General features: G+C 66.0%; 24 protein-coding genes. 16 read left to right on the top strand and 8 right to left on the bottom strand.

Going from position 1 to position 20534, the window contains the following annotated elements; translation table 11 throughout:
* Positions 1 to 111 precede the first annotated feature (111 nt).
* The 6 genes from ACWEO7_RS20460 to ACWEO7_RS20435 all read left to right on the top strand — a co-directional run bounded on the left by ACWEO7_RS20460 (position 112) and on the right by ACWEO7_RS20435 (position 6195).
* Positions 112 to 441: a WXG100 family type VII secretion target gene (locus tag ACWEO7_RS20460; RefSeq protein WP_452425272.1), complete on the top strand. Its 330-nt coding sequence runs from the start codon at positions 112 to 114 to the stop codon at positions 439 to 441.
* Positions 442 to 473: 32 nt separating this feature from the next.
* A complete protein-coding gene (locus ACWEO7_RS20455) occupies positions 474 to 794 on the top strand; it encodes a WXG100 family type VII secretion target (RefSeq protein WP_452425270.1) in 321 nt (106 codons plus the stop codon).
* 386 nt (positions 795 to 1180) lie between these two features.
* The gene (locus tag ACWEO7_RS20450) at positions 1181 to 2305 is read left to right on the top strand and encodes an ADP-ribosyltransferase (protein ID WP_452425269.1); all 1125 of its coding nucleotides are present in this window, start codon (positions 1181 to 1183) and stop codon (positions 2303 to 2305) included.
* Between the two features lie 15 nt (positions 2306 to 2320).
* On the top strand, positions 2321 to 2578 hold the full coding sequence (locus tag ACWEO7_RS20445) for a hypothetical protein (RefSeq protein WP_452425267.1): 258 nt from the start codon (positions 2321 to 2323) through the stop codon (positions 2576 to 2578).
* Between the two features lie 1032 nt (positions 2579 to 3610).
* Complete coding sequence (locus tag ACWEO7_RS20440; protein ID WP_452425265.1) at positions 3611 to 5092, top strand: phospholipase D-like domain-containing protein; 1482 nt, start codon at positions 3611 to 3613, stop codon at positions 5090 to 5092.
* Positions 5093 to 5355: 263 nt separating this feature from the next.
* A complete protein-coding gene (locus tag ACWEO7_RS20435; protein ID WP_452425292.1) occupies positions 5356 to 6195 on the top strand; it encodes an alpha/beta fold hydrolase in 840 nt (279 codons plus the stop codon).
* Positions 6196 to 6522: 327 nt separating this feature from the next.
* Here the strand turns inward: ACWEO7_RS20435 and ACWEO7_RS20430 are convergent, their stop codons facing one another.
* The gene (locus ACWEO7_RS20430; RefSeq protein WP_452425263.1) at positions 6523 to 6714 is read right to left on the bottom strand and encodes a hypothetical protein; all 192 of its coding nucleotides are present in this window, start codon (positions 6712 to 6714) and stop codon (positions 6523 to 6525) included.
* A gap of 100 nt (positions 6715 to 6814) precedes the next feature.
* Positions 6815 to 7012 carry a hypothetical protein gene (locus ACWEO7_RS20425; protein WP_452425261.1) on the bottom strand — a complete coding sequence of 66 codons (198 nt, stop codon included), beginning with the start codon at positions 7010 to 7012 and terminating at the stop codon, positions 6815 to 6817.
* Between the two features lie 74 nt (positions 7013 to 7086).
* Here ACWEO7_RS20425 and ACWEO7_RS20420 point away from each other — a divergent pair, with 74 nt between their 5' ends.
* The 5 genes from ACWEO7_RS20420 (at position 7087) to ACWEO7_RS20400 (ending at position 9515) form a co-directional block, all read left to right on the top strand.
* On the top strand, positions 7087 to 8190 hold the full coding sequence (locus ACWEO7_RS20420) for a helix-turn-helix domain-containing protein (protein ID WP_452425259.1): 1104 nt from the start codon (positions 7087 to 7089) through the stop codon (positions 8188 to 8190).
* Positions 8180 to 8386 (top strand): DUF397 domain-containing protein, encoded by a 207-nt coding sequence (locus ACWEO7_RS20415; RefSeq protein ID WP_452425257.1) that lies wholly within the window; start codon positions 8180 to 8182, stop codon positions 8384 to 8386. The genes ACWEO7_RS20420 and ACWEO7_RS20415 overlap by 11 nt, the downstream gene beginning before the upstream one ends.
* 21 nt (positions 8387 to 8407) lie before the next feature.
* Positions 8408 to 8674, top strand: coding sequence for a hypothetical protein (locus tag ACWEO7_RS20410; protein WP_452425255.1), 267 nt, complete (start codon positions 8408 to 8410; stop codon positions 8672 to 8674).
* 63 nt (positions 8675 to 8737) lie between these two features.
* The gene (locus ACWEO7_RS20405; RefSeq protein ID WP_452425253.1) at positions 8738 to 9103 is read left to right on the top strand and encodes a hypothetical protein; all 366 of its coding nucleotides are present in this window, start codon (positions 8738 to 8740) and stop codon (positions 9101 to 9103) included.
* Between the two features lie 85 nt (positions 9104 to 9188).
* Positions 9189 to 9515, top strand: a complete 327-nt coding sequence (locus tag ACWEO7_RS20400) for a hypothetical protein (RefSeq protein ID WP_452425252.1) — start codon at positions 9189 to 9191, stop codon at positions 9513 to 9515.
* A gap of 41 nt (positions 9516 to 9556) precedes the next feature.
* Here ACWEO7_RS20400 and ACWEO7_RS20395 read toward each other — a convergent pair whose 3' ends face one another.
* Both ACWEO7_RS20395 and ACWEO7_RS20390 read right to left on the bottom strand, forming a co-directional pair.
* Positions 9557 to 10744 carry a DUF4041 domain-containing protein gene (locus ACWEO7_RS20395; protein WP_452425250.1) on the bottom strand — a complete coding sequence of 396 codons (1188 nt, stop codon included), beginning with the start codon at positions 10742 to 10744 and terminating at the stop codon, positions 9557 to 9559.
* Positions 10741 to 12006: a hypothetical protein gene (locus tag ACWEO7_RS20390; protein ID WP_452425248.1), complete on the bottom strand. Its 1266-nt coding sequence runs from the start codon at positions 12004 to 12006 to the stop codon at positions 10741 to 10743. Before ACWEO7_RS20390 ends, ACWEO7_RS20395 begins: the two co-directional genes overlap by 4 nt.
* 316 nt (positions 12007 to 12322) lie before the next feature.
* On the opposite strand from ACWEO7_RS20390, the gene ACWEO7_RS20385 reads away from it, so the two are divergent.
* From ACWEO7_RS20385 to ACWEO7_RS20370, 4 genes are all read left to right on the top strand, one after another.
* Positions 12323 to 12745: a hypothetical protein gene (locus ACWEO7_RS20385; RefSeq protein WP_452425246.1), complete on the top strand. Its 423-nt coding sequence runs from the start codon at positions 12323 to 12325 to the stop codon at positions 12743 to 12745.
* A gap of 76 nt (positions 12746 to 12821) precedes the next feature.
* Complete coding sequence (locus ACWEO7_RS20380; protein WP_452425245.1) at positions 12822 to 13667, top strand: LLM class F420-dependent oxidoreductase; 846 nt, start codon at positions 12822 to 12824, stop codon at positions 13665 to 13667.
* A gap of 29 nt (positions 13668 to 13696) precedes the next feature.
* A complete protein-coding gene (locus ACWEO7_RS20375; RefSeq protein WP_452425244.1) occupies positions 13697 to 13888 on the top strand; it encodes a hypothetical protein in 192 nt (63 codons plus the stop codon).
* A 61-nt stretch (positions 13889 to 13949) separates the two neighbouring features.
* Complete coding sequence (locus tag ACWEO7_RS20370; protein WP_452425242.1) at positions 13950 to 14696, top strand: DUF6882 domain-containing protein; 747 nt, start codon at positions 13950 to 13952, stop codon at positions 14694 to 14696.
* A gap of 9 nt (positions 14697 to 14705) precedes the next feature.
* Here the strand turns inward: ACWEO7_RS20370 and ACWEO7_RS20365 are convergent, their stop codons facing one another.
* Complete coding sequence (locus ACWEO7_RS20365) at positions 14706 to 15902, bottom strand: hypothetical protein (RefSeq protein ID WP_452425241.1); 1197 nt, start codon at positions 15900 to 15902, stop codon at positions 14706 to 14708.
* A gap of 450 nt (positions 15903 to 16352) precedes the next feature.
* Here ACWEO7_RS20365 and ACWEO7_RS20360 point away from each other — a divergent pair, with 450 nt between their 5' ends.
* Entirely contained in the window at positions 16353 to 16832 is a 480-nt protein-coding gene (locus ACWEO7_RS20360) for a hypothetical protein (protein WP_452425239.1), read from the top strand.
* 17 nt (positions 16833 to 16849) lie between these two features.
* Here the strand turns inward: ACWEO7_RS20360 and ACWEO7_RS20355 are convergent, their stop codons facing one another.
* From ACWEO7_RS20355 to ACWEO7_RS20345, 3 genes are read right to left on the bottom strand one after another with little or no spacing between them, the layout of a single operon-like run.
* Positions 16850 to 17224, bottom strand: coding sequence for a DUF742 domain-containing protein (locus ACWEO7_RS20355; protein ID WP_452425237.1), 375 nt, complete (start codon positions 17222 to 17224; stop codon positions 16850 to 16852).
* Entirely contained in the window at positions 17221 to 17568 is a 348-nt protein-coding gene (locus tag ACWEO7_RS20350) for a roadblock/LC7 domain-containing protein (protein WP_452425235.1), read from the bottom strand. The genes ACWEO7_RS20355 and ACWEO7_RS20350 overlap by 4 nt, the downstream gene beginning before the upstream one ends.
* Positions 17569 to 17597: 29 nt before the next feature.
* Positions 17598 to 19931: a nitrate- and nitrite sensing domain-containing protein gene (locus ACWEO7_RS20345; RefSeq protein ID WP_452425233.1), complete on the bottom strand. Its 2334-nt coding sequence runs from the start codon at positions 19929 to 19931 to the stop codon at positions 17598 to 17600.
* Positions 19932 to 20534: the final 603 nt, after the last annotated feature.

Here is a 20534-nt window from a genome sequence, read left to right as displayed (position 1 = left end):
TTGGGCCGGAAGATCCGGTGTGAGAGTTTGAGTTTCGGATGGAACCGAATGACTGTCCGGTGCGTCCAACCATTCGAAACCATCCTGCGGGGGGATGAGAGGGCATAGCAGTTGACGTACGACCCGTCCGCCACAACCACGTTCACCGTGGTTCCTGAAACCGTCTCCGATGCGGGGCGCTATGTGCAACAGACCGCGCAGGCCCTCATCAGCGGGTTGCGGTCGGCCAGTGCCGAAGTCGACGGGCTCGTGTCGAGCTGGCGCGGCGCGGCGGCCAGCGCATACGCGGGCGCCTGGGACGAGACCCATAGCGCCGCACTCGAGGTGTTCGAAGCGCTGGCCGACATGGCCGACTTGCTGGGCGTGGTGGTCGACCGCAGCGCGGCCGCCGATACGGAGGCCGCGAACCAGTACAGCTCGTTGAGCTTGCCCCCGATCTGACCGCGATCCAACCGAAACCGCTGGGAGAACCCGTGACCGAGTATCGCGTCGATCTCGCGCACCTGGAATCCGTAACCGCCCGAATAGAGGGCCTGAACGGATTTGTGGCCGATTCCCTGGTCGAGATAGACGAACGCATAGCCGCTCTGAAAGGAACATGGAACGGTGAAGCCGCCGAAGCTCACGCCCTGGCTCACGCCGAGTGGACCACTGCCGCTGCGAAGATCCGTGACGGGCTCGCGAGGATGAAGTCCGCCGCCGCATCCGCTCGCAATGAGTACGAAGCTGTCGTGGCGGCCAATCTGGCTGTCCTCGGGCGTGGCGGTAGCGGTGGCGACGGGGCCCCGCGGTGACCGTGCTCGACGTGTCGGTGCCGGTCTATTACGACACCGCGCAGAAATTAGCCGATGCCGCGTCGCGATTCTGGATGTCCATCGATGACGAGTGGCCGAACATGGCCAAGGCCACGAATATGGCGGGCTCGTATTCGGATGCGAAGAAGTGGGGCGAGTCCTACGACAATCGGGCCGCCGCCATTCTGAGCATGGTATCGAAAATCGCTACCGCCGCGCACGACTACGCCACGATATTGCAGACTCTCGGCTACAACCACGAGCTGGCCGAACACAAAGCAACCATCGGTGAGACAGCGCCGCCACCCGCCCAGCCCGCGCCGTTCTTGCCTCCGGTAGTGGTGTGCCGGATCCCGTTGCCCTCGGCCGGCGGTCCCGGAAACGGGTTGGTCGACGAGGGAATCGGGCTTGCCGAGATGATCGGCATCATCGTGCCGGACGGCAACGCCACGACCATCTCCAACGCGGGCGATACGTGGGCGCGGACCGCCGCAGCCGAAGCGGTGGCATCGTTCCCGGCCGCGCTCGAAGCCGCGGCGGTGGCGTTCGATTCGCTCACCGCACCCGAAGTGGCGTTCATCGATGAAGACCTGCGCACGGTCAAGGCTTCCGCCGAATCAGTGATCGCCGCGATGAACGATCTGGCGCAATCCTGCCGCGACCACCGTGTGGCGTTGGATGAGTTACGCGCCAACCTCAAAACCCAACTCGAGGCGATTCGGGATGCGCTGCTGACCGAGCTGGCCATCAACGCGGCCATCTCGATTGCCTCGAGCTGGATCACCTTCGGCGTCTCCGCGGCTGTCGGTGTGGCCGGCGCCGCTGCGATCTGTGCGCGGTATGCCCGGCCGATCCGGCTCATGATCGAGCAATGGCAGACCGAACGCAGGATCGCGGCCGGGGTGAAGCTGGACGAGGATATCGCCCGGCACGTGCGGGACCTGGAAGCTCTACCGGGCGGGCGCCTGCCGGTCAAACCCGATCCGGTCGGGCCGCCGAAAAAGGACCCGATCGAACTACCCAAGATCGAACATCCCGAAGGTATCCCCAAAGTGGATCTACCGCGAGCGGATATCGACACGATCGGCCGCTACACCGGCAACAGCGCACCACTCAACACCGCGATCCGATCCGGCGAGCCACTGACAGCCGCACAGATAGCCGAGCGCGACGCGATGAATGCCGCATTGGACAAGTGCCCCGCCTACGAAGGGCCTGTGACCCGGCGCGTGGACATTTCCGCAGAGGACCTGGCACGGTACGAACCCGGATCAACGGTGACCGAAGCGCCGTTCACGTCGGCGTCCGCCACCCCGGCGGCCGCGAAGGATCTGCCGGTGGAAATGCAAATCTGGTCGGCAGACGGCCGCTACATCGGTCACCATTCCAGCGTTCCCGAAGAGCTGGAAGTCGTGTTCAAGACCGACACCCCGTTTTATGTGGAGAACAAATTTCCCGACCCGGAGACAGGGCGCATCATCGTTCGAATGCGCGAAGTGCCCCGGCCATAGAAAGGACAGAGGACGATGCCGGAAAAGATCAACGGGAGGACGTTTTATGCACCCGGTGAATACCCGCACCCCGTCGATATCTCCGATGAGGAACGGGCGAAGATCGAGGCGGGATGGGCGGCATTCAACGCACGCCGCGACGCTGTACCGGAAAACGAGCGAATCCACTTGCGCGACCGGTTCGGCGACGAAGACAAATTAGGGACACCCGAGGAGGCCGCGTACCTGGCTGAAGTGGAAGAGCGGAAGAAGCGCGGCGAGTACTGGGGGTGACCCTGCGGACTCGGTTCGGCGCGTTGGGCCGCTGGCCTGCTTATAGGCCGACGGCCCTGCGCCGCCTCCACATCGGCACCATGTGCGGTCATGTCGTCTACACGCCGCCCGTCAACCCGAACCGCGAGCGCCCGACGACAGGGTCGACGTGAACCTGATCAGTTGGCCGGATCGCAGTCCTACCCGAAGACTTCTTCGTGCCACCACCGATCGGGGTCGCTGAACCAGGGGCCGACCCGGCCCGCGCCCAGGGTGCGTAATTCCCTCAGGTCGATGTTGTATCTTCGGTAGAGGGCGACGATTTCACCCGTGCCCGCATAGCGGCGGTGGACTTCGCCGCCGTCCGCGTGATCACCGTTTTCATCGCTGCGTCGGGGTCTGGTCCCGGCAGGGCGACGCTTCGCGCAGCATAGGTGCGTCGCCGCGCCGACGGTACATCCGGAGTCGTGTGCGCCCTGGCGGCGCTTCGGAGACTGCTCGTCTTGCTCGAACCGATTCTACCCCGCCAGGCGTTGCGTGATCGGGACAGAAAGCTCTCATCCTGCGATATTTCGAATCGCCGCCAGCGCGTCGTTGATCTCGTCTTCGAAAAGCCCGCTCGGTAGCGCTTCCTGGCTGCCCAGAAACTAAAAAGGTGAGATCCAATAATCGAGGCCACACGTCGGCGATGGACGTCGGCAGGTGCCGCACGAAGTCACCGGTCGAGCCGGCCGCTTCGTCGCCCCCTCGCCCTCGGAGGCGATCACTCTCACTCGCGTATCCGGGTCCAGTTGGCGGGGCACGGAACGGACGAATCGCTGCAGGCAGTCCTGGCCCCCGGCATCCCAGCCCAAGGGAATCAGGAGGTGAGGTCGTCCTCTGCTGGGCGGGTGAGCAGGTTGCATCGTCACACCGAGTCCGTCAAGTCGCGGACCAGCAGGGCGGAACGGGATCGCGGTGACGATGCTCACCGAGAAGGTGAGCGACCGCGCAGTACTGTGAATCGGTCACCTGCGGTGCGGGTGTCCGGCTGGACGAGAGAACTGACTACCCATGAGCGACGAGCGACAAATCCTCATACCCGGCGAAACCTGCTGGCAGATCGCACGGGCCGACCGGCTGGCATGCATTGTCGACGCGGCGGACTATTTCCGCTATGCCAAGTCCGCCATGTTGCAGGCCCGTAAACGCATTGTGCTGATCGGCTGGGACTTCGATACCCGGATCAAGTTCGAGCCGCAGGAGAAGACTCTCGAAGGGCCGAATCGGCTGGGCAAATTCCTGTCCTGGCTGCCGAAACAGCGACCGGATCTCGACATTTACCTGCTGAAGTGGAATATCGGCGCGTTCGCGGCGATCGGCCGGGGGATGACACCGATCTTCGTTGTCAATTGGATGACCGATCGGCGGTTGCACTTGGAAATCGATGGCGCGCACCCGATCGGTTCAGCGCACCATCAGAAGATTGTGGTGATCGACGACGCGCTCGCCTTCTGCGGTGGTATCGACATGACCGTCGACCGCTGGGACACCAGCGACCATCGGGACGACAACCACTACCGCACCGAGCCGAACGGCAACCGGTACGGACCATGGCACGACGCGACCACCGCCGTCGACGGCGACGCGGCGAAGGCGATCGGCGAATTGGCCCGGGCCCGGTGGAAGGCGGCGACGGGACAGCAGTTGGCCGCGGTCGACGAGATCGCCGGTGACACGCCGTGGCCGGACGGGTTGGAGCCGACGATGCGGTCTGTGGATGTTGGTATCGTGCGGACCTTCCCAGAACTCGCCGACCGCGCCGAAGTCAGGGAGGTCGAGGCGCTGTATCTGGCGGCGATCGCGGGCGCCACGCGGTCGTTGTACATCGAGAGCCAGTACCTTGCCTCGCGCACTCTCGCCGAGGCGATCGCCGCGCGGCTACGTGAGCCGAATGGTCCGGAGGTCGTGCTGGTACTGCCGCGTCACGCCGATGGCTGGCTCGAGCAACAGGCGATGGATGGGGCTCGCCGCCGCTTACTCCATCTGTTATGGGAGGCCGATACCGAAAACCGGTTCGGTGTCTACTACCCCGTCACCGAGGCGGGCGCGCCGATCTACGTCCACGCCAAGGTGCTGGTCGTGGACGATCGGCTGTTGCGGGTGGGATCGTCGAACCTCAACAACCGCTCGATGGGCTTCGACACCGAATGCGACCTGGCCGTCGAGGTGACACCCGCCACCGAGGAAGGTGACCTGCTGCGGGACACCATCCTCGGTATCCGGCGCCAGCTGATCTGCGAACATCTCGATGCCGAACCCGCGAAGTTCGACGCCACACTCGCCGAGATGTCGTCGCTGCTGCGCACGATCGAGACCCTGCGCGGCAACGGCCGGACCCTGGTGCGGTTCGAGGCGAGGACCGTCGAGGACGAAGACAGCCCGCTGGCGAACAACGGACTGATGGATCCCGAACGCACGCCACCGCGCCTGCGGGACAACCCGTTGCTGATCCGGGGTATCCGCAGGCTGAGGACAGCGGTGGGGGTGCGCTGACGTACATGGATGCCGCACAGCTGCGTCCGCGGATCACAACGACCAACCGCTGAACCTGTTTCCAGATACGGTGACGGCGGTCGGCAGCACGCCTATGACGTTGCGCAGCAACCGATCATATTTCGAACGCACGTAATTCCGATTCCGGGTGATTGGGGGGGTGTGGACGCGATCTCGGCTGCACCGATCATTTTCGGGTGAATCTGTCGTCGATACCGTTGGGTATACCGAGAGACAGGAGTCCAGGCATGACGAGACCGTGTATGACCTCGGTACGGGCGAACGGTGTGGATCTGGGCATCGAGAGCTTCGGTCGCGAGGACGATCCGCTGGTCCTGCTGGTCGGCGGCACGACGATGTTGTCCTGGCCTGAGGTGCTGTGCGAGCGGCTTGCCTCGGGCGGGCGGCGGGTGGTCCGCTACGACCTGCGTGACTCCGGCGCGTCGACGACCCTCACCCCGGAGAATCCGGCCTACGACCTGCGGGATCTCGCCGCCGACGCGGCCGCGCTGGTCGGGGTGTTCGGGGCCGGGACCGCCCATCTCGGTGGTGTCGGCGTCGGTGGGATGGTCGCTCAGGTCGCCGCGTTGGACCACCCGGACGTGTTCTGCGCACTGACCCTCGTCGGCACTCGGCCGGTGGCGCCGGGCCCGGTCGACGAGGACCTGCCCGACCACGACCGCGCGGTCACGGGCGCGCTGTTCTCGCGCCCACGGCCGGACTGGACCGACCGGGATGCGGTCGCGGCGTTCGCCGCCGAGGGCGCCGCGCTGATGGGCAACGATCCGCAGCAGGCGCGGGCGACGGCGGCCCGAATCTGGGATCGGACACCGTCGAGTGATCCCGCGGTGCACCAGGCGAACCAGCTCGGGACGGTGTTCTCCCGGATCGACTGCGCCCCGCGCTGGCGGGAGCGGCTCGGGGAACTCGACGTGCCCACGCTCGTGGTGCACGGTCGCGCCGACTCGTTCTTCCCGGTCGGCAACGGTGAGGTCCTCGCCGCCGAAATCCCCGGGGCGCGACTGCTCGTCCTCGACGATATGGGTACCGCTCTGCGCCCAGCGGCGGCCGACCAGGTCGCTGCCGCCATGCTCGTCCTGTAACCGCCCGGCTGGTAGGCAACCCGAGCTGGCGGAGCGCAGCACAATGCCGCTGATCGCGCTGACCGAACCGGCCCGGCGCGGCACCTCGGAAGATCGACGAGCAGTAGTGCGCGTCCGACGCTGGCCGATCGCACCATCATGCCGAGTACAGGGCGTCCGCAGGAGCGTGTACGCGACCTCGACTGCACCGATGAATTTCGGGTGGCTCTTTCGTCGAATGGAGTGTCGAACTCGAGGCGTCGCCTGCTGATGCCGAGCAGAACAAGATGCGCACATGTGGGGCTCGGCCTGCGCTCCGAGGCGAGCGTAAGGCGCCGAGTAGCTCACCTATCCCGTCGGTGCGTGCCATCGCGTCGACAACTGGCATCCCACCGCGAACTCTTCGGCGTCGCGCAGCGCTCTGCCCGCGATGAGGTCCAGTTCGAGCGGGTGGTCGCCGTATCCGATTGTCGCCGTGATCATCTGGCGGGCGGTGGACCGGATCGCCGACTTGTCGCCGGTCACTGTCCAGCGGTTCACGGCAGGCACGTGGATGAGCCAGTGTGGGCCGCAGCAGTGCACTGTGACGCGGTAGTGGCGCACGGTCACGGCCTTCGCGCGCGCACGGCCTGATGGCGGGTCACTCGGTCCATGACAGGGCTTCGGTGAGGGTCACCGGAGGCGGGGGAGGGGTCGGCACCCCGCCTCCGGGACGTTCGGAAGTGTCGGCCCAATGCCGCAGCGCATCGGCGTAGCGCTCGAGCACGGGTAGCGGCACGCCCTTGTAGGGGGCGCGAGCCCGTGGGAACGGGACGCGTTGCGGTAGTGCGTTGGTCATGTGTCCTCCCACTGTCCGAGTGGCGGCGAACGGGGAGTCACGCCGCGCCGATCTCGCGGTCAGTGGAGCACCGGATGCGGGCCGTATGGATATTCCCGCGCAAATTCGCGACAGAAAGTGGCGAAAGCCCTGGACACCTTCCAGCGACCCTGCACAATAGCCTCCGGTGGGGCGAAAGACCGCCTTCCACAAGGACTTTCGGAACATTCCAGTCAGTGGGTGTGAATATTCCACGGAAGGGAGCAAACAGCATGGGGGAGAGCGATGCGGGCGCCGGTATTCGGCAGCTCAAAGCCGACATTCGCGGGACGGGAGGCGTTCCACACCGCAGCCTCGGCCGCTGCCTGCGCGGCATGAGGCAAGAGGCGGGATTGTCCATCGAAGTGGCGGCGCGGGCCATCGGGCGCGGGGCGGGGACGCTGCACCGTTTGGAAACCGGTGCGCCGAACGTGGTCGTCCGGGAGGAAGATCTGCGGCGGCTGTGCAGGCTGTATCAGCGGGTGGACATGCTGCCGGTGTTGAAATCGCTCGCTGCACAGGGGAGGACGCCGTCGTGGTTGGACGAGTTTCCCGATCAGGTGAATCCGACGTTCAACGCCTACGTGCAGATGGAGGCGGCAGCGTCTCGTATCACGGTCTATCGCCCCGATATGGTGCCCGGACTGTTTCAGACTGCGGACTACGCGCGGGCGCTGGATCGTGTCTACTTTCCGATGGACACCGCAGAGGAGATCGAGCGTCGCGTCCGAGTGCGGCGTAACAGGCAAGCGTTGATCTGTCGTGACTTTTCGCCGCTGGCAGCTGTGCTCGTGCTGGACGAGGCAGTGACCAGGCGAGTCGTCGGCAGTCCACGCGTGATGTCGACGCAGCTGCACCACCTGGCCGGTCTGCCGCCGAATGTTCGCGTGCAGGTGCTTCCTTTCGGGGCAGGCTTCCCGCTGGGAGTCTCGACCGGTCCCTTCACGATCCTGGACTTCGCCGGTGACGGAGAGGGTCGGCCGCTGGAGCCGCCGGTGGTCTATGTCGAGAGCTACACAGGCAACATCTACCTGGAGCGCACCAGCACCGTGCGTCGGTACCGAGCTGGATTCGAGGTAATCCAGCGAGTAGCTTTGGATGTGCCGAATAGCAAACGCCTACTGCGGCAGGTAGCGAAGGAGTTCGACTGTGTCCGTTGATCTATCCGGAGCGTACTGGTTCAAGAGCACCCGTAGTGCTGCTGGAAACGACTGCGTCGAGATCGCGCACCTGGACGGCGGGCGCGTGGGGGTTCGTGACTCGAAGAATCCTCACGGCGGGGCGTTGGTGTTCACGCCCTCGGAGTGGGATGCGTTTCTGTCGGTCGCGCGGGACGGCGAGTTCGACCGATCTTGAGCTCCGCCTGCTCGATCGCCGGTGTTCATCGAGGACCGCAGTAGGTACGCTTCTTCGGCCAGCAATACTTCGGAGACCGAGGGCTTCAACGGATATCGTGCGCTACATCGGCTGCGTCGGCGGGTCGGGGGACCTGCCGACCTCCTCGCGCAGTGCATCGCCGATATCACCAGAACGGCGCGCGACAAGCTGAAGAGCTCGCTGGAGTACGAGCTGGACAAAGGGACGATGGGGGCAGGTCTTTTTTGCCGAAGCATCGCCAAACCATCCTTATTCGCGGCGCAATGAGCGACGGTGTCTTCAGCATCGGCACCGCATACATTTCATGACGCGGCGAGACCGAGGAGACCGATGAGTACACCGATTCCGCCGCGAACGTTGACCGACCTCGAAACCAGTATCGCCATGAAGCTTTTGTCGTCGGGCGACCCCGGCGCCTCCGAGTACCAGGCGCAGGTGCCGTATTCGCAGGTCGTCGCCACCTGGGGTATCGGTTCACCCAGCATCGATCTGGCGGTGCGGGCCGGTGCGGTGCGAGCATCCGGTTCGCCGGACGGGATCTTCGCCAGCGGAGGGGTCACCGACCGCAACGGAGCACCGATCGGCGAGGTCATACTGTGGGTCGAGGACGGCTGGCTCAGCGGAATCGAGTACGCCTGGTATACGGACGAACGCCCGCACGCGCTGCCCGAGCCCGATCGAATCGAGCTTCTGTAGCGCGAGACGATGATTGGGCCATATTGAGCCGCATGCCGCACACCGAGCTCGAGATCACCACGGAAGTTGGTGCGGGATCTGCGGCGTGATCGACTTCGGCGACCTCTTCGCCGGCGATCCGGCTTTCGATCTCGCTGCCGCGTGGATTCTGCTGCCCGACGGTGCCACCGACCGCTTTCATGACGCCTACCAGTCGTCCATGGATACGGCGACTCTGCGGCGCGCCCGCGGATGGGCGGTGCTGCGCGCCTTCGCGGGCATCTTCATCGCAGACGCCGGGGTCCACGGCCGCCCGGGCGGCAAGCCGACATGGGGTCCACCCCCCCCAGGCCGCACTGCGACGCCTCATCGCCACCCATCGCTGACCAGCCGGCTTCAGGAGACCGTGACGAACAGCGCAGGGTTCGAATAGCTGCTATCTGCCCACAACCCGAGTGACATCCGCTCGAAGATTCACTCGCGACGGTGGGGCCAGTACCGCTTGGATTGAAAGTATTGTGTGGCTTCGGGAGAGTCGTTGTAGTCGAGTAGATTGCCGACCTTCTTGGCCAGTACTCGGCGTACTTCTTCCGGGCTGGCGAAGAAGAACTCCCGGCGGGGGTTCGCGTGGTTCAGTCGCGCCGAAGCGAACTCTTTGTGCAGTTCGCTTTCAAGTGTGACTGCATCGTCGGAGAAGTACACGGCGTGGACGTCGAATGGGAACGGGACGGATGCGCCGCCCAGTTCGCGGACTCGGTCGAGTGGTTCGAGTCGGCGAGTCAGCCCGATCTTGACGACGTTGGGGCCGAAGGCGCCGATGTTGGAGATGACGTAGACGTAGCCTGCGCGGATGTTCGCTGCACGGTAGTCGTTCTGCGCGATCGCCTCGGTGATGCGGGTGAGCTGATCTTCGATATCCCGAGTGTCTTGTCCAGTGGCGGTGAGTCGTTGCAGCACGGCGCGGTAGTGTGCTTGCTCTTTCTCGAGTCGCTCGCGTTCGGCGGCGAGTTCTTGTTCGACTTTACGTTCCTCCCGCAAGCGCTCGCGTTCCTCGCGGGCGGTTTCTCGTTCTTCCTGCACCTTCATCATGTAGTCGGCGGTGAGTTCGAGTTCCTTCACCCGCAGCGCGTGGTATGCGGCGGAGACGTGCATTTGCATTGCCGCGCCGAGCTTTTCGATGTCTTTGGCGGCCTTGTCGAGTCGTCGTTTGGCGGTGTCCAGGTTGCCGGCGCGTATGGTTCGCACGCAGTTTTCCGCTTCGGCGTTGTATGCCCGCAACATGAGCTTGGAAAGGTCAGCGGTCAACCGGCGGCCCTCGGCGAGGGAGTTGTTGAAGCTGAACTTCTTGGCCACCACGATGGCCTCGCTGGTCTTCACGGCTTCTCGCACGTCGGCGCGCAGCTCGGCGAGGGCTTGTTTATAGCTGTCGGCGTTCTCCAGGGGGTGGTGGTACTCGTAGATTCCCACCTCTTGAAGCACCAGTGCGTCGTCCACGGTGATGAGCCGGGGATCGTTCAGCGGAGGCGGTGCACCGGCTGTGGTCGGGTGGGCTTGCAGTTGTGCGGTGAGTTCTCGGATGCGGTCTTGGAGATCGGCGGATTCGCGTTCTTTGACGATCAGCATCTTGCGCAGTGCGACGATCGCGGCTTGGGGGTCGTTCATCCGCGTACTCCGTGGTTTGCCATGGGCACCAGCCCGTAGGGGTTTTTCGATACCGCGGCCGCGAGGTGAGTCAGGGTTGCTGTCGACTCCACGCGTGAGAGGTCGATCGGCAGGAAATCTGCCCGTTCGGTGGCCAGACGGACGAGATCGATTCGGGTGTCGTGGCCGGTAGCGGCGTCGACGGTGTCGACAGCGACGGTGAGTGCGATGCTGGCGATGATCTCTTCCCGATCGGATTCGAACACTTCGTGCGCTGTCCGCAGCGCGGTCTGCGCGATCGCCGATGCGTAGCGACGTTTGACCTCGGCCGCAGGCAGCACGGTTTCGGTGATTTCATCAGTGGTTTTGTTGTAGCGGAATGCTTTTGTTGTCGGGAACGCGTCAGGGTGCGGAGCCAGAACTGTGACGTGCAGCTCGCGGTCGCCAGCGTCGAAGGAGTGCTCGTAGGTCACCTCGAACGTCTCGGGATAGACCGAGTTGGCCAGAACGATGCCGACGTATTCGTCCATTGCGTCGGGTCGACGCTCACGTAGTCCGGCGATCAACCGATCCAGCCGCGCGTTCGATTCTTCGACCTGTCGGCGGCGCTCGGTGCTTGCTTGCTCGAGCCGCCGCCGAGCATCGCCGAGCTCTGCGACACGCGAGGCTTCCTGCTGCCGCCACCGGGCACGTAGTTCTGCGTTCGCGGCGCAGGTTCGGGCGAGTGTCAGCTGCCACTGCTGCACGACGTTCAGGTATTCCCGTTGCGCCGCCTCCAGTTGGGTCGCGTGCCTGCGGTTTCCGCCGAGGGCGCCGCTGAGACCCGACGGCGGGGCTGGTGGCACGAAGATCGGATGATCCGGCAGCGCGTGGTAGCGGGGAGCCGGTGTTGGAGTGAGCAGTTCGGGGCGATCGAACGGGAGGTCTGTGGCCTGTTCGCGAAGCGACTCGAGGTCGACCCAGTCATCGACTTCCAGCGTGGCGTCCAGTAGGTGGTCGATCGCGTCGTAGGTGGCGGCGAGCTGCGCGTTCTTCTCTTCGGCCTCTGCCTCACGGGCCGCGATGTGGGCGAGTTTCGCAGCCTTCTCTGCTGCCGCCCGGTCGGCGGCCGAGGCACGCATGGCCGCGGCCGCGGCTCGTTGCTGCTCCCGCGCGAAGCGTTGCGCCTCCCTGACAGCCGTGTTGTGCGCGCGCATTGCTGCCCGTTGCTGCTGCGCCTGCCGTTGCTGTGCCAGCCTCTGCTGGTGTTGCAGTTCCGCGAAAAACCCCCTGCGCCGCGCCACCCCAGCTACACCCTCTTCCCGATACTCGACATGAACCGGCCGGACAACCCCGGCCCGCAGTTACTGTCCGCGACAGAACCAGTCCCGTTACAGGCGCCACATTCTGACTTCTCCAGCTATCAGCGCTCGAGCTTCGGCTCGTAATCCCTTCGGGCCGATGTCGTATCTGCGGTACATGCTGTGCGGCGTAACGACTAGAGGTTGATCGCGGATAAGACGTGCAGCCGGGCCGGTGTTCTCGGACTCCCGGTACCGAGGCCCGGCAGCCGTGCGTCCGGGCATGTCGATCAGTGTGCAGACTCAGAGGGGAAAGATCATGCGCTCAGTTATCAAATTGGCCACGACTGCCGCTGCCGCCGTAGTGGCCTGCGCCCCGGCGTTCGTCTTCGCCGGTACCGCCTCGGCCGAGGCCGTCAACCTCCCGGTCCTCTACACCACGGCGACGGAAGCGGGTCTGTGCTACGGCACGATTCGCGGGAACGTGGACCAGGACTCCTCCCAGGGACTTCACCTCACCAGCGCCTTCGAGGGCATCGGCACCTGCGCGACCACCGCCTACGTCTCCTGGCACAACCTCGACACCGGTGCGCGGGGGAACACCACGATCAAGCTGGTCGGCTCCTGGTACAACTCCGCCACCATCCCCTCCGGCCCCGGCCACGTCGAGCTGTCCGTCACCACAAAGGAAATCTTCCACTCGCCCGATTCGGTTCAGGTGCAGTACATCATTCCCGGGTGATCGGTAGCGAAGCCGGGCACCACGGCCGCGGCCAGTCGCCTTGGCGGTCTCGGGTGCGGCGGGTAACTTCGAGCAAATGGATGCTGGCGTAGCCTACTTCCCCACCCACGACGGCCTCGGGCCCGCGGAGCTCGCTCGAACCGTCGAGGAGCGCGGCCATCGGTGGCTGATGTGGGCCGAGCATACGCACATCCCGGCGGCGCGGGACACGCCATGGAACGGCGTGAAGGGCGCGCCGCCGCTGCCGCGAAAATACGCGCACACTTACGACCCCTTCGTGGCGAGCGCCTACGCATTGGGCGCGACGAAAGCGCTGCGGGTCGGGACGGGTATCGCGCTTGTGGCCCAGCGTGACCCGATCATCACCGCCAAAGAGGTCGCGTCGCTCGACCAGCTGTCCGGCGGGCGGTTCGACTTCGGCATCGGCGCAGGCTGGAACCGCGAGGAGATGGCGAATCACGGCACCGATCCGCGGACGCGGATGCGGCGCATGGGCGAGTACGTCCGGGCCATGCAGGCGATCTGGACGCAGCACGAGGCCTCGTTCCACGGCGAGTACATCTCGTTCGACCGGATCTGGAGTGATCCCAAGCCGATCCAGCGGCCGCACCCGCCGATCCTCGTCGGCGGCAATGGCCCGACGGTGCTGGATCGCGTGCTCGAGTACGGCGACGCATGGATGCCCAATCACGGCCCCGGGATCATCGAGCGGATCGCCGAGCTGCGGACGCGGGCCGATCGCCCGATCGACGTCGTTGTGATGGGCGCACCCGCCGATGACCTCCAGGTTCTCGAAGCCTACGAGCAAGCGGGAGTCGACCGCGTGCTGTTCTGGTTGCCCTCGGCCCGCCGCAGCGTCATCGAGCGCGAGCTCGATCGGGTCGAGGCGACGATGGCCGAGCTGCACGACCGCCCGGTGTGAAGCGCGACCGGCCGTATCGTGTCCCAGCCGTGACGTCGAAATCCCCATATCAGAGCCGAATCCGCGATTTGCCCGCCGGGCGCCGGGTCGATCCCAGCGAACTGGGCCAGGAGGTGGTCCAGCAGCATGCCTACCGGTGCGACCAGTGCGGCTCCATGATGTTCTTCGCCGACGGTTTCCTGCCGCACCCGCTGCCGGGACGCACGGCCGGTCGGGGCTGAGCACGGCACGACAGCCGGTCCGGAAGCGGAGCGATGGCTTCGCGTTGACTACGCTGACGCGGTGTTCCAATCCGTGCCACTGACGAGACTTCTCGATGACGCGGGCTTGCTGTCGCTCGAGCACCGCATGCACCTCGAGGAGGTGCTCGGCGCACACGTGTTGGAGGCCGACCTGGACGGACGTCGGCTCGAATTCCTCGGCGACGAAGGCTCCTTCGTGTGCACCGATGTTCACCTGCTCGGAACGGCGGATGCCGACACGTGGTTGTGGGGATGGGTCAACCCGTGGGGCTACCCGCCGTCGCTGCTGCGCGCGGCGGAGACCGTGCGCGAGTTCGGGTCCCGCTACCGTGTGGCCGAATTGTGTTCGGCCGAACTGCCCGTGGCCGTCGGGGGCGCGGCGCCGGAGCCTTATCAGGTGGCCGGTTTGATGGCGGATGCCGCGAAGATCGTCTGTGGGCGCTGGCACTCCTACTGCGGTGTCATCGATGGCGCCTGCGTGGCGTTCCTCGTCGACCACCCGGCCTTCGAATTGCCCGCGCCCACCCCCTCCGGCCTCGCTCGCGTGCTGGCGCACGGCTTCGGTGCACTGCCACTGACGGATCACCGGCGTGCCGTGTACAGCTACCTCACCCGGCGGGGACTGAACACCGAATTCCTCGACGACTACCGGTTGCTGGAATTCGGCGACGACGGTCTCGCCGGCGAGGTCGAGTTCGACGCTTCGGGCCGGATCGCGAACCTCGATATCCGGATCGTCATGGACGGGATCGACGCGCCCTGCGAATCGCAGCCCCAACCGGCGTGATCCGCCCGGTCAGCTCGGCGGGAACTGTTGCTCGAACCAGCCGAGGATCTCGGGAACGGCTACCCGGGCCGTTCCGGCGTGGTCCACGTCGCCCAGGTCCCGCAGCGTGGCGTTGCCGCTGCCGAGAGCTTGCAGGCAGTGCTCGGCATTCGGATACGGCACGGCGCGGTCGCCGCGGGCAGCGTAGAGGTGAACGGGCACCCGCGGCGTCCAGTCGCAGGTGCCGTCGCTCTCGGCGATAGCCGCCGCGGTGGCGCCGGTCGGCTCGGCGGCGGACCGGATGAACCCGGGGGCCAGCAATTGTCCGGGGGTGGGCGCCAGCGAGGTCACGATGGTGATCTCGGTGTGGAAGCCGTCGAAGAGTTCTTCGACTTTGTCGGCGTAGGGCTGCTGAAAGGCCTCGGTCGGATCGTCGTAGAGGTGGTGGATCCGGTTCATGGAAGTGATCCAGTAGGAGAAGAAGAGCACCGCCGCGCCCGGTAGGACCCGCCCGTCCAAAGCGGCGGGCGCCTGGACGTGCCGTAGGTCGTAGGGTCCGCTGATCGGGGCCAAGGCGGCGACCCCGAAGCCCGGGATCGCACCGGCGGCCAGTGCCTTGCCGAGCGCCATCGCGGCGTGGCCGCCCTGGGAGAAGCCGGTCACGAGCACGTCCGGATCGAGCTCTCGGCGCTGTTGGGCTACGAGGGAAGCGGTCGCGCGCAACAGGTCGGCCGAAGCGCTGACCTCCGAGGGCGCATGGGTGTAGGGATGCGTCCCCGGCCCGTTCCCGAGGCCCAAGTAGTCCGGTGCGGTCGCCGCGTAGCCCGCGGCGGCGAAGGCCACCGTACGCAGCCGATCGGCGAGGTTGCGGGTGTCGACCGACGGCGCGTCGCTCTTCAGCGTCATGGTTCCGTGCTCGTAACTGACCGCCCGTAGCCGCCGGGAGTCCGTGCGCGGCAGCGCCACCAGCCCGCTGGCGGTGGTCGGGTCGCCGTGCGGGGTGATCGTCCGGTACTCGATGCGGAAGGCGTCGACGCCGTTGCGGACCGGAGTGGAGATTCCGCCGTTGGTCAACAGCGCGGCGGTCTGCTCGGGCGGCAGACTCAGCAGGGGCGTCGTGGCAACGATTTCACCGCGGGCGGGCGGCGGTTCGTGTTCGGTGTTCCCGCATCCGGCGGCTCCCAACAGAACGACCACCGCGACCAGGCAGCGCCTCAGACGGTACATCCGTCGATCCTCTCGATGGTCATCGGCTCCGTTCCATCATCGCGCGTGCGCCTACGGGTCGTCGGGGCGGTGCGGCCGGGCCGCCGGGATCGGAGGGTGGTTTCGGGCCTCCTGTAAGGCTCGGAGTCCGGGCGAGCGGAGGGAAGCCGCTCCGATCGTCCGCATCCCGCGCGTCCGGCGCTTGGTCGTAGCTGATCCGACAAGTGGTCGCTGTCGCGGCCCCGGACCGGCGCGAACCCGACGGCGGAACTCGGCAAGGCGCTCGTCTCGGTCGTGCACGCGTTCCTCGCGGTCGGATACGCGGCCGCGAGCGTGCTCAGGGCGTGAACGCTATGTGGCCATGCATTCTTTCCGAGAGATCCGAAATCACCAGGACAAACGAGTGTTTAGTTAGTGGTTGTTCATGTCGTGTGATAGAACTCACTGGCGAAACGAAGGGGACTGTTCGACATGGAACCAACAGCAAGGCAACGCGCGGCGATGAACGTCATCTGCGACACGTTCAACCCCGGCGACGGGTTGACGCTGCCGTCGGCGAGCGCGCTCGGAGCCGTTGACACCGTCTTCCAACTGCTGGGGCGCAATCCGCGCGGGGCGGAGAAGAAGCAACTGGTCACGCTGCTGAACCTGTGGGATTCCCGGCTGACCGGCCTGCTCACCGGCAGCGGTCTCCGGCGCTTCTCCCGCCTGTCGCAGGAGGAACGGGAACGGGCATTGCTGCGGCTGGCCGATTCGCGCTTCGAATCCGTGCGGGTGATCTTCGGGGCGCTCAAACAAGCGTCGCTGCTGTCCTACAACATCACTCCCGGCCCGGCGGTCGTCGTCGCCGACGCCTCCAGCTTCCCCACCGCGTCGGGCGTCAACCCCATGGTCTCGATCGAGGCGATCGCCTACATGAACGCGAAAAGGCTTGTCGCGCGGTTGAGCTGAATACCGGCCGGGTCGGGTCAGAGCGCGCGGATGCCGTCGAGCACCGCGCGCAGGAGACCGAGATCCGACTCCGACCCGGCCGTGGGCTCCGCCGACCGGTAGATCAGCCTGCCGTCGTCGAGCAGGTCGCCGATGAGGACCTTCGTCATCGTCAGCGGCAGGTTCAGTCGCGCGGACACCTCCGCCACCGACTGCGGGGTGCGGCAAAGCCGCACGATGGCGTCGTATTCCGGTTCGGTGCGCCGCAGTGCGGTGCCCGGCGCGCCATCGACCACCAGGGTGACCAAGTTCAGTTCCCGGCGCACGGCACGACCCCGGCCGCGGGTGATGGCGAAGAGCCGGACCATCGGACCGGCGTCTTCCTCGTACCAGGGATCGTGCTGATAACTCATGGCTGTGTCGAAGCGGGTGGGTGCGGGCGCGTGTCGACCGACAGATGTGTTCCGACTCGCTGCACCGTCTGATTCATTTCGTAGGCCACCATACCCATATCGGCGGTCTCGGACGCCAGCAGTGCCAGGCAGGCGTTGGTTCCGGCCGTGGTGACGAACAGCACGGCGTGGTCGAGTTCCACCACGGTCTGGCAGACGCCGCCGGCGTCGAAATGGTGGCCGACGCTGCGGGATAGGCTGTGCAGTGCCGATGCCATCGCGCAGAACCGCTCGGCGTCGGCCTTGTCCAGTTGGGCCGAATGGCCGATCAGCAGCCCGTCGGAAGACAGCAGCACCGCGGACATCGTCGCCTTCTGCAGAGGGGGATTGCGGACTAATCGAAGTCGGGACGCTTCCGGCGTCCCTGGCGGGTGCCGTTCTCGATGGCACTCATCAGATTGCGTGCTTCATCGGCGGTCCGCTGTCGTATCGGGGCGGCGGGCGCCGCCTGCTCCTGCTCCTGCTCCTGGGGAGATTGACGGCGGCGGCGTGGGAGCGGCGGCCTGGCGTCCGCGGGCGGACCGGGATGTGGTGTGGCCGCGGTATCGAAGCCACGGTCGTCGCTGTGCGGGATCGGTGCCGAGGCCTGTTGCTCGGAGGCCGGGGTGAACCATGCCGATCGGCCCGGTACCGGCGCCGGCCGAGGCGGGAGGTCCTCCGGCGCCGTCGGCCGCACGGGCTCGATGGAGTCGCCGTCACTCTGCTCGAGCGGCGACGTATCCGACCGCAGGAGTGCGCTCGGAATGAGCACCACCGCACGCACACCGCCGTAGACCGACTCGCCCAGACGTACCGAAACACCGTGCCGGTGAGCCAGTTTCGCGACGACGAACAATCCGAGCCTGGTGTCGCTGGACAAGGTCACCACACTGAAATCCGGTGGGTTGGACAGCAGTTCGTTGCGCGCGGCGAAGTCGGCCTCCGACATGCCCAGGCCCTGGTCGATGATCTCGACCGCGACGCCGCGTCCGACTACGACGCCGGACACCTCGACCCGCGCCTGCGGGGGTGAGAAGGCTGTCGCGTTGTCCATCAGCTCGGCCATCAGGTGGATCAGGTCGGCGACGGCGTTGCTCGACACCTGGAGTTCCGGCAGCCGTCCGGTCTGGATCCTGGCGTAGTCGAGACTTTCGGCGACGGCGGCGCGGACCAGATCGATCAGTGGAACCGGCTTGCGCCACCGTCTACCCGGTTTCTCGCCACCGAGGATGATGAGGTTCTCGGCGTTGCGCCTGGCCCGCGTCGCCAGGTGGTCGAGCTGGAACAGCAGCTCGAGCTGGTCGGCGTTCTCCTCCTTGCGCTCGGCCTGGTCGAGCAGCGCCAACTGGCGGTGCACCACGATCTGGCTGCGATGGGCGATGTTGAGGAACACCGCGTTGACGCCCGTTCGGGTCTTCGCCTCCGCGACCGCGGCGGACACGGCCGCGACATGGGCGCGGTTGAAGGCGTCGGCCACCTGGCCCAATTCGTCGGAACCGAAATCCAGTCGGGCCAACTCGGCCTCGGAGTCGATGCTTTCGCCTCGGCCGAGCCTGCCCATGAGATCGGGCAGCTGCTGGTCCGCCAGTTCCAGTGTGTCGCGCCGCAATCGGCGCATTCGCCCGATGAAGCGATTGGCCATGATCAACGCCGCGATGAAGGCGATGGTCGCGACCAACAGCACACCCGCGCCACCGAGCATGGACTGCCGCGCGGTTTCATCGCCTCGCTCGCGCGCGATCTGGTGCGCGTCGCGGCTCTGGTCGTCCCAAAGCTTCAGCAGGGCCGCCGAGACCTGGCCGGAGGCCTCTTGCCAGGCCGCGACACCCATGGGCAACGACGACGTGGTCCTGGAGGCCGGGCGGCCGCTCTGGGTCCTACCGGTGCCGGTGGACTCGTCGGAGTCGGAGCCCGCCTCCACCGGCCCGCGCAGCAGCACCGCGTCCTGCATCGCGATCAGCTTCTGATAGGCCGGTCCGGCGGTGATCTCCCGCAGCTGGGCGAGTCGCGCGTCCTTCAGCACGCGGCCGGAGTAGGCGACCTCACCGCGGAATTCACCGACCAACCGGCTGAATTCGGTCAATTGCGCGGGAGTGTTCTCGCCGACGGTCAGCGCCACCGCGCCCAAGGTGTCCGCCATCGACAGGGCTTCGGCCGCGCGTAGGGGCTCGACGCCGTAGTTCAGTTCCATGGCGATGTCGGCTTCCGGCGCCACCCGGGCGGCGAGGGTCGACGCGGCGATGATCGTGCCGATGACCCCGCTGAAGACTTCGAAAACCTCGTTCGGCGCGGCCTGCCGGGTGTCGACCCCGCCGCGCAGCGTCGGAACCATCGCGAACAGCTTGTTGTAGCCCTCGATATCGGAGGCGGACCCGCCGGGATTCAGTTTGCGGGCGGCATCGCCTTTCGCCATCACCCCCGCCAGCGCCGCGTCCGAACGCTGGCGTGCGGCGGCGAGCCCGCGGGCGACTTCGGCGTCACCGGCCAGGGACAACAGCGACAAGCGGCGCTCCTCCTGGAACGCCTGGACCATGAGGATGGCCGGCGCCGTCGTGCTGCTGGCCAGCTCCGCCCATTCCTTGGCCGCCCGGGCGGATCGCACCAGATAGCCGGCCGCGCCCACACCGATGATGAGTAGCGTGACGCTCGATATGAGCACGATCGCCAGCAGGCGTACCCGGACACTCACTCGACCACGGACGTCACGCCGACTCGATCGAACCACTCCCATAGCGGATTTGCGCAGCTCTGACCACTTGCTCACGGCTGGAAAATGCCTACCCTCTGACACGGCCCCGCCCGACCCGGGCGGCACCTCACCTGTACCCGTTCCGAAGAATAACGAAAGTGTAGCGGTTCGATCGCGAATCCCACGGATTCGCTGCTGCCAACAAGTGAACCGCAATTATTCCGAAATTCGAGCGATCGCGCTAAGGGTGTAACGGCACCGCGCGTGATCGTCGACCGTAAACGTGCCCGAATGGATTGCTACTCGGGCTACTCGACGGTATGGCGTAGCCGATCCGCGGCTGCGAGAACCAGAGCGAACATCTATCGCTAACTTACCGATGGTTCTGGTCGTATATGGAGAGCGCGCTCGATTCCTCAGCTGTCCGCCTGTGCGATATTGGTGATCCGCTCCGTGGCATCGAACCCGACACCGAGTAGGACAGCCCAATGTCCACGGAACCGGGTGATGATATAGCGCCGCCTTCGATATCCGATTCCCGCTGCTGGCAATAAATTCGTCGCTCGATCGCCACACCAACACTCGGCGCCGCGACCCGCGCTG

The organism is Nocardia sp. NPDC004260 (assembly GCF_053603155.1).
This window is presented reverse-complemented; position numbering and strand designations above follow the sequence as displayed.

What these genes read in the sequence shown, in the direction of transcription:
- ACWEO7_RS20440 (WP_452425265.1), top strand. Translation starts at nt 3,611, where the DNA reads ATGAGCGACGAGCGACAAATCCTCATACCCGGCGAAACCTGCTGGCAG.
- ACWEO7_RS20435 (WP_452425292.1), top strand. Translation starts at nt 5,356, where the DNA reads ATGACCTCGGTACGGGCGAACGGTGTGGATCTGGGCATCGAGAGCTTC.
- ACWEO7_RS20350 (WP_452425235.1), bottom strand. Translation starts at nt 17,568, where the DNA reads ATGTCCGCGGTGCTGCTGTCTTCCGACGGGCTGCTGATCGGCCATTCG.
- ACWEO7_RS20385 (WP_452425246.1), top strand. Translation starts at nt 12,323, where the DNA reads ATGCGCTCAGTTATCAAATTGGCCACGACTGCCGCTGCCGCCGTAGTG.
- ACWEO7_RS20365 (WP_452425241.1), bottom strand. Translation starts at nt 15,902, where the DNA reads ATGTACCGTCTGAGGCGCTGCCTGGTCGCGGTGGTCGTTCTGTTGGGA.
- ACWEO7_RS20405 (WP_452425253.1), top strand. Translation starts at nt 8,738, where the DNA reads ATGAGTACACCGATTCCGCCGCGAACGTTGACCGACCTCGAAACCAGT.
- ACWEO7_RS20360 (WP_452425239.1), top strand. Translation starts at nt 16,353, where the DNA reads ATGGAACCAACAGCAAGGCAACGCGCGGCGATGAACGTCATCTGCGAC.
- ACWEO7_RS20420 (WP_452425259.1), top strand. Translation starts at nt 7,087, where the DNA reads ATGCGGGCCGTATGGATATTCCCGCGCAAATTCGCGACAGAAAGTGGC.
- ACWEO7_RS20395 (WP_452425250.1), bottom strand. Translation starts at nt 10,744, where the DNA reads ATGAACGACCCCCAAGCCGCGATCGTCGCACTGCGCAAGATGCTGATC.
- ACWEO7_RS20425 (WP_452425261.1), bottom strand. Translation starts at nt 7,012, where the DNA reads ATGACCAACGCACTACCGCAACGCGTCCCGTTCCCACGGGCTCGCGCC.
- ACWEO7_RS20380 (WP_452425245.1), top strand. Translation starts at nt 12,822, where the DNA reads ATGGATGCTGGCGTAGCCTACTTCCCCACCCACGACGGCCTCGGGCCC.
- ACWEO7_RS20445 (WP_452425267.1), top strand. Translation starts at nt 2,321, where the DNA reads ATGCCGGAAAAGATCAACGGGAGGACGTTTTATGCACCCGGTGAATAC.
- ACWEO7_RS20355 (WP_452425237.1), bottom strand. Translation starts at nt 17,224, where the DNA reads ATGAGTTATCAGCACGATCCCTGGTACGAGGAAGACGCCGGTCCGATG.